We start from the raw sequence: 5,085 nt of genomic DNA on the forward strand, positions 1-5,085 counted from the left end.
CGGATTATTGCGTGTTAGAAATCGGTCGTGAAGAATTTATAAGCGAAAAAGAAAAGGTTAAATATCAAAAAGAAATAGGTGCCAACTATAAAAAGAATATAGCGGCATGTGAAAAACTAAGAAATGAGAAAATCCCAATTACATACAAAAATATTGAGATGATTAAATTATTTGAAGAGCAAAAAAGCATCAATATTTACGATGTGAAATCTGATACAAGGAATTTGAAATACACTCTTTGGTCTTCATATGATATTGATCATATTGTGCCTACTTCACGAGGTGGAACTAATAGTTTTTCTAATAAAGTTATTACTACTAACGATTTAAACCAAAGCGAAAAAGGAGATAAAACTCCTTATGAATGGCTTTCTTGTGATAATAGTAAATGGAATGATTTTTTAGAGAATTTAAAAAGAACAGATATTGATGTCAAATCCAAAAAATATTTATATTTGATTTCGCCGGATGCTGTAAAAGAAGCCCAAATTCAAAAAGATTTGCGGGCAACCCAGTATATGGAAAAAATTGCAAAAAAACTAATCAGTTTGTATTTTGGTTGGGGAGAACATACTTTAGGTGATAAACGTAGAATGTTTGTGTGCACAGGTGGTTTTACAGCCGAAGTTCGTAGAACTTATAACTTGAATTTTATTTTGTATGAAGACTTAAAAAACTTATCTGAAGAACAAATAGTTTATATGACAGTCACAGGAGAATTAGAAAAAATAAAAAAGAACAGGGGGGATAAACGTCATCATGCTTTGGACGCCCTTGTAATTTCTTTTGCAAAAGAAATTATTCGCGATAAAAAAAGCGGTACACTGATTTTACCGGAATATGCAAGGAATAGAAAATATTTTGAAAATGTCATAAGTAAAGTCTTCCCTATACAGTTAAGAAGCAAGAAACCCGTTTTAAGGGAAACTGTTTACGCTTTGCGCGCTCGTCAGGAAGGAAAAGAGGTTAAGTATTATATGGTTTCCCGTTTCAATACAAGGATAGAACAATTATTTATAAAGATATCCGACGCTGAAAAGAATGTGAAAAAGATATTTGATTTATCGGTAAAAAAAGCTTTTGAAGAGAAACTTGCAAGCAATCCTACGCAAGAGGAGTGGGAGAAGTTTTTAAAAGAATTCAGAGTATCAGGCAATCCGATTTATAAAATCAGTATGATAGATTCTAAAGCTTTTACAAAAAAAGAAGTACTGAACAAGGACGGTTCTCTAAAAACTGATATAGGAGAATATCGTGCTATGGGCAAAGTGAGGGGCCAATATCTTATGCCTAAAGAAGGAAATAAAGGACAAGTTATTTATAATAATGGTGAAAAATGGGCGGTTGAACAAATTTATCCATTTGACAGTATTGTTAATAAACTTAAAGAATTTAAAGAAAAGTACCGTAAAGTTTTGTTTTGGAACACGGGTGTAACTCTATATTTGCCTAATAAAGTGCGAGGTGTAAAATTAATTAAAATAGAGAATGAAAAAACAAAAAAGAAAAGTCAAAAAAGTATAGCTGCTGATATAAACCCCGGCAAATATAAATTGAATACCATTTCATCCGGGCAAGTTGTTTTAACCTCTGATTTCGGAGCGAAATATATGATATCATTGAAAAATTTTATTGAAGAAGGCAAGGCTTATAAAATAGATAAAGGAGCTATCCTATAACAACACATATAGTGCACATTTTAAACCATGGCAGTTTTATCGGGGTTGACAGAGGTTGTCTTACATGTACTTTACCAGATAAAACGCAAAAGCGTTTGCCGCTGTGCGATGTTTTAGCGGTTGTGGTTGCCGCGCGCGGAGTTTGTTTTTCCGGGGAGAGCTTTTCACGCTTGCTGGAAAATAACGCCGTTATTTTACATTGTGATTCTTCCTATAAGCCCATAGGCAGGACAACCGCTTTGCACCGTATAGTACATAAAGATATCTTTGAACGCCAAATAAATATGCCGCCGTCTTTACAGGCAAAATTATGGTTTTTTCTCCTAAAAAACAAGAGTGAAAACCAAGCCTTTCTTTTAGATTGTTTGTGTAAAGAACATAAAATATGGCAATACATACAGGATAACTGCCTGGAAGAAGGCAACATAGCCCGGCATTATTGGAAAGTGTTTTTTAAATCTTTCGGTAAAAATGCTCCCAAAAAACGTGAACATCAAAATGCGGAAAATCCTATAAACGGTATGCTTAATTATGCTTATGCGGTCATGTCCGCTTTGCTTCATAGAAGTATTTTGATACACGGGCTAAATCCGGTTTTGGGAATACACCATAAATACCGCTTTAGAAGCAATCCTTTGGTGTATGATTTGATAGAGCCCTTGCGCCCTTTCTCTGACTACATATTATTGCGTTATCACAAAAAATATCCACGTTTGGAGATTGAAACCTTTGTAAAACATTGTGCAAAAGATATGATAACGGCAAGAATAAATATTGGCAAAGCAAAAAAAGTTTCTTTGCCTGTTGCTTTAGATAGTTATATATCTTCCGTCTGTGATGCTTATCGGACGGAAATAGTAAATAATATAAAAATACCGTCTTTGAAGGGACTTTCTTTTGAAGAATAGACCTACACCTAGAAGCAAATATTATATGGGTTGGCTTTTGGTTTTATTTGATTTACCTACAGATACCAAAGAAGAACGCAGAGAGGCGACCCGCTTCCGTAATGCTCTTCTGGACAGCGGTTTTTTAATGTTGCAGTACTCGGTATATGCAAAAAATGCCGTCAGCGTTGAAAAGAAAAACTCCGTAATACATAACTTAAAAATAATCAGCCCGACAACCGGAAATATCCAATGTATCTTTATTACGGATGCGCAATGGGGAAACATTATTACAATAAGTGCCGCCGAAGTAAAGAAAAAACGCCAAATAGATGAAAAGACATCCATTGGTAAGCAATTGCAATTTTGGTAAATAATAAATTATTTTAATACTAAAAATTTTGGTTGAAAGGTTAACCTTACGTATTTGATAGAGGTACGGTTTCCTTTCGTTTGTTAAGACATAACTGAAAAAACTTAAAATCCGTATTACAGACAGGTGCTGTCTATACAATGCTATTGAAACAAATCTGCTTTTTCAGTCCTGTCAAAACCGCTCCTCTTCTTCATATCGTTGCGACCAGATTGAAACAAATCTGCTTTTTCAGTCCTGTCAAAACTCCAGCATGTTCCTATCTCCTAAATTAAGAATTGAAACAAATCTGTTTTTCAAAATTTTTACAATGTTTGGACTGTGACAGTCCTAAATTAAATTGTCAAATAGCTGGGTAAAAAGCCTATGCATTTATAAATCCGCCAAACTTTAAATTAGGCAAACTTATAACTTATATTATTAATTTGTATTAGAAGGTGTCAAGAGCGTGTATGGTATCTACAGATCTTGAACTTTTGACCAGACAGCCCTAAAGCCTTTAATGTGTAAGCTATTGGTGGCATACAATTAATGTTTTGATGCAATCTTTGTGTATTATACCAGACTAAGTACTTCATTAGCTTGCGGTTTACTTTTTCTCTATCATAAACATTTTCTCGGTTTGCATTAATAAACTGTTCCTGTAAGGAAAATTAAAAAGACATCAAACGGCATTACTTACTTTAGAAAAGATTGTTAATACGGCTAAGAGAAGCCCTAAAAATGGGGATGTGGATTTATCGCACAATACTTCCCAAAGGACTATTGCGCATAAGCAAAATGTGGAAGAATATGTGTATTTTGAAACGATTGTACAAATAGGGCAGGAAGAATGTTTGATAGAGTTAGCCGCCGAACGTGTAAAAGGGCAGGATAAGAATTTATTAGACCTTTACAATGTGCACGTAAAGAGAAACCCCGCAACCACGCACTTAAGCGCTTTGCCGCAGGGTTTCAGTAAAGATAGTATAACAGATAAAAACGGAAAAATCAAGGCTTATTTTATAAATTTTGAGGGGGAATTAAAGCATACCACAAACAGCGAGGGGAAGCCGATAGGGAAGAGTTTTGCAGAAGTTTATAACTTTTACCGCTGGTTTGGGGATAGTAAAGCAGTGGATGAGCAAGGCAGGCCGCTGGCACGCCGTTCGAGGCTTTTAGCTGCGTCATGGGCTGTTCAGCTTCGGAACAACATCAAAAAGGAAGAGCTCTTTTTGTGTAACATTATCAAAATCTGAATAAAATAAAAAATCCCTATCTTAAATAGGGATTTTAAAATTTTTACTATATTTTTTACTATACTATCGTCTGAAAAAGTGCGCCCAGCGGGAATCGAACCTGCACCAACGGCTTCGGAGGCCGCTATTCTATCCATTGAACTATGGGCGCATAAAAGCGGTTTGTAAAATTTAATTCTATCATTTTATTTTTATCAGCAAAACCCCGTATGTAGATATAACTTGCGACTTTATTGCAAAAAATCTTGCGCACGGGCAAAACATCTTTTTTATCAGGGATTTGCTGGCGTATCATTTTGTACATTAAAAACGCCCCGGGCGTCAAACCGGGGCATTTTCTATATTCAAGGCTTCGGCGCATTACCGGCCTTACTTCACTTTTTCAACAATTCTTCCAATTTCTGTTTTAAATAAGCTTTTGAAGTTTCCCCGATGAACTTTTCGTAATGATCTTCATCTTTAAAGAAAACTAAAGTCGGTATTCCGCTAACACTGTATGCACCGGCCGCTTTTGTCGTTTTATCTATATCGGCGGCGTATATATTCATTTTGCCGGAAAATGCTTCGGCCCATTTATGATATAATCTGATTATTATTTGATGGAGGGCGCATGAAAGGCATTATTCTTGCCGGCGGCACGGGCAGTCGTTTATATCCCGCCACTTTTGCTATATCCAAGCAGCTTATCCCCGTATATGATAAACCGATGGTATATTATCCCCTTTCGGTTTTGATGCGCGCCGGGATAAGGAATATCGCGCTTATTTCCACTCCCCGCGATTTACCCGCTTTCAAAGCGTTGTTCGGCGGGGGGGATGAGCTGGGCCTGAACCTTTCTTATATAGAACAGCCCAAACCCGAAGGTATAGCCCAGTCTTTTATTCTAGCCAAAGATTTTATCGGCTCCG

General features: G+C 36.1%; 6 protein-coding genes and 1 tRNA gene. 5 read left to right on the forward strand and 2 right to left on the reverse strand.

Going from position 1 to position 5,085, the window contains the following annotated elements; genetic code table 11:
- The 4 genes from cas9 to ACQY26_RS03365 form a co-directional block, all read left to right on the forward strand.
- Positions 1-1,679, forward strand: a 1,679-nt coding sequence (gene cas9 / locus ACQY26_RS03350) for a type II CRISPR RNA-guided endonuclease Cas9 (RefSeq protein ID WP_428047682.1), incomplete at its 5' end; no start/stop codon positions are given.
- 11 nt (positions 1,680-1,690) lie between these two features.
- Positions 1,691-2,587, forward strand: a complete 897-nt coding sequence (cas1, locus tag ACQY26_RS03355) for a type II CRISPR-associated endonuclease Cas1 (RefSeq protein WP_428047683.1) — start codon at positions 1,691-1,693, stop codon at positions 2,585-2,587.
- 25 nt (positions 2,588-2,612) lie between these two features.
- Positions 2,613-2,939 carry a CRISPR-associated endonuclease Cas2 gene (gene cas2, locus ACQY26_RS03360; protein WP_428047684.1) on the forward strand — a complete coding sequence of 109 codons (327 nt, stop codon included), beginning with the start codon at positions 2,613-2,615 and terminating at the stop codon, positions 2,937-2,939.
- Between the two features lie 731 nt (positions 2,940-3,670).
- Positions 3,671-4,177, forward strand: coding sequence for a hypothetical protein (locus ACQY26_RS03365; RefSeq protein ID WP_428047685.1), 507 nt, complete (start codon positions 3,671-3,673; stop codon positions 4,175-4,177).
- A gap of 79 nt (positions 4,178-4,256) precedes the next feature.
- On the opposite strand, the gene ACQY26_RS03370 is transcribed toward ACQY26_RS03365, so the two are convergent.
- Both ACQY26_RS03370 and ACQY26_RS03375 read right to left on the reverse strand, forming a co-directional pair.
- A tRNA-Arg gene (locus ACQY26_RS03370) sits at positions 4,257-4,328 on the reverse strand.
- Between the two features lie 223 nt (positions 4,329-4,551).
- Positions 4,552-4,773 (reverse strand): thioredoxin family protein, encoded by a 222-nt coding sequence (locus ACQY26_RS03375; RefSeq protein WP_428047687.1) that lies wholly within the window; start codon positions 4,771-4,773, stop codon positions 4,552-4,554.
- A 14-nt stretch (positions 4,774-4,787) separates the two neighbouring features.
- On the opposite strand from ACQY26_RS03375, the gene ACQY26_RS03380 reads away from it, so the two are divergent.
- A partial coding sequence (locus ACQY26_RS03380; protein ID WP_428047686.1) for a sugar phosphate nucleotidyltransferase occupies positions 4,788-5,085 on the forward strand: 298 nt, incomplete at its 3' end.

It is taken from the genome of Candidatus Proelusimicrobium excrementi, from assembly GCF_937881865.1.
Lineage (GTDB): Bacteria > Elusimicrobiota > Elusimicrobia > Elusimicrobiales > Elusimicrobiaceae > Proelusimicrobium > Proelusimicrobium excrementi.

Excerpts from the sequence above, each read along its gene's own strand:
- cas2 (WP_428047684.1), top strand. The coding sequence starts at position 2,613 with ATGGGTTGGCTTTTGGTTTTATTTGATTTACCTACAGATACCAAAGAA.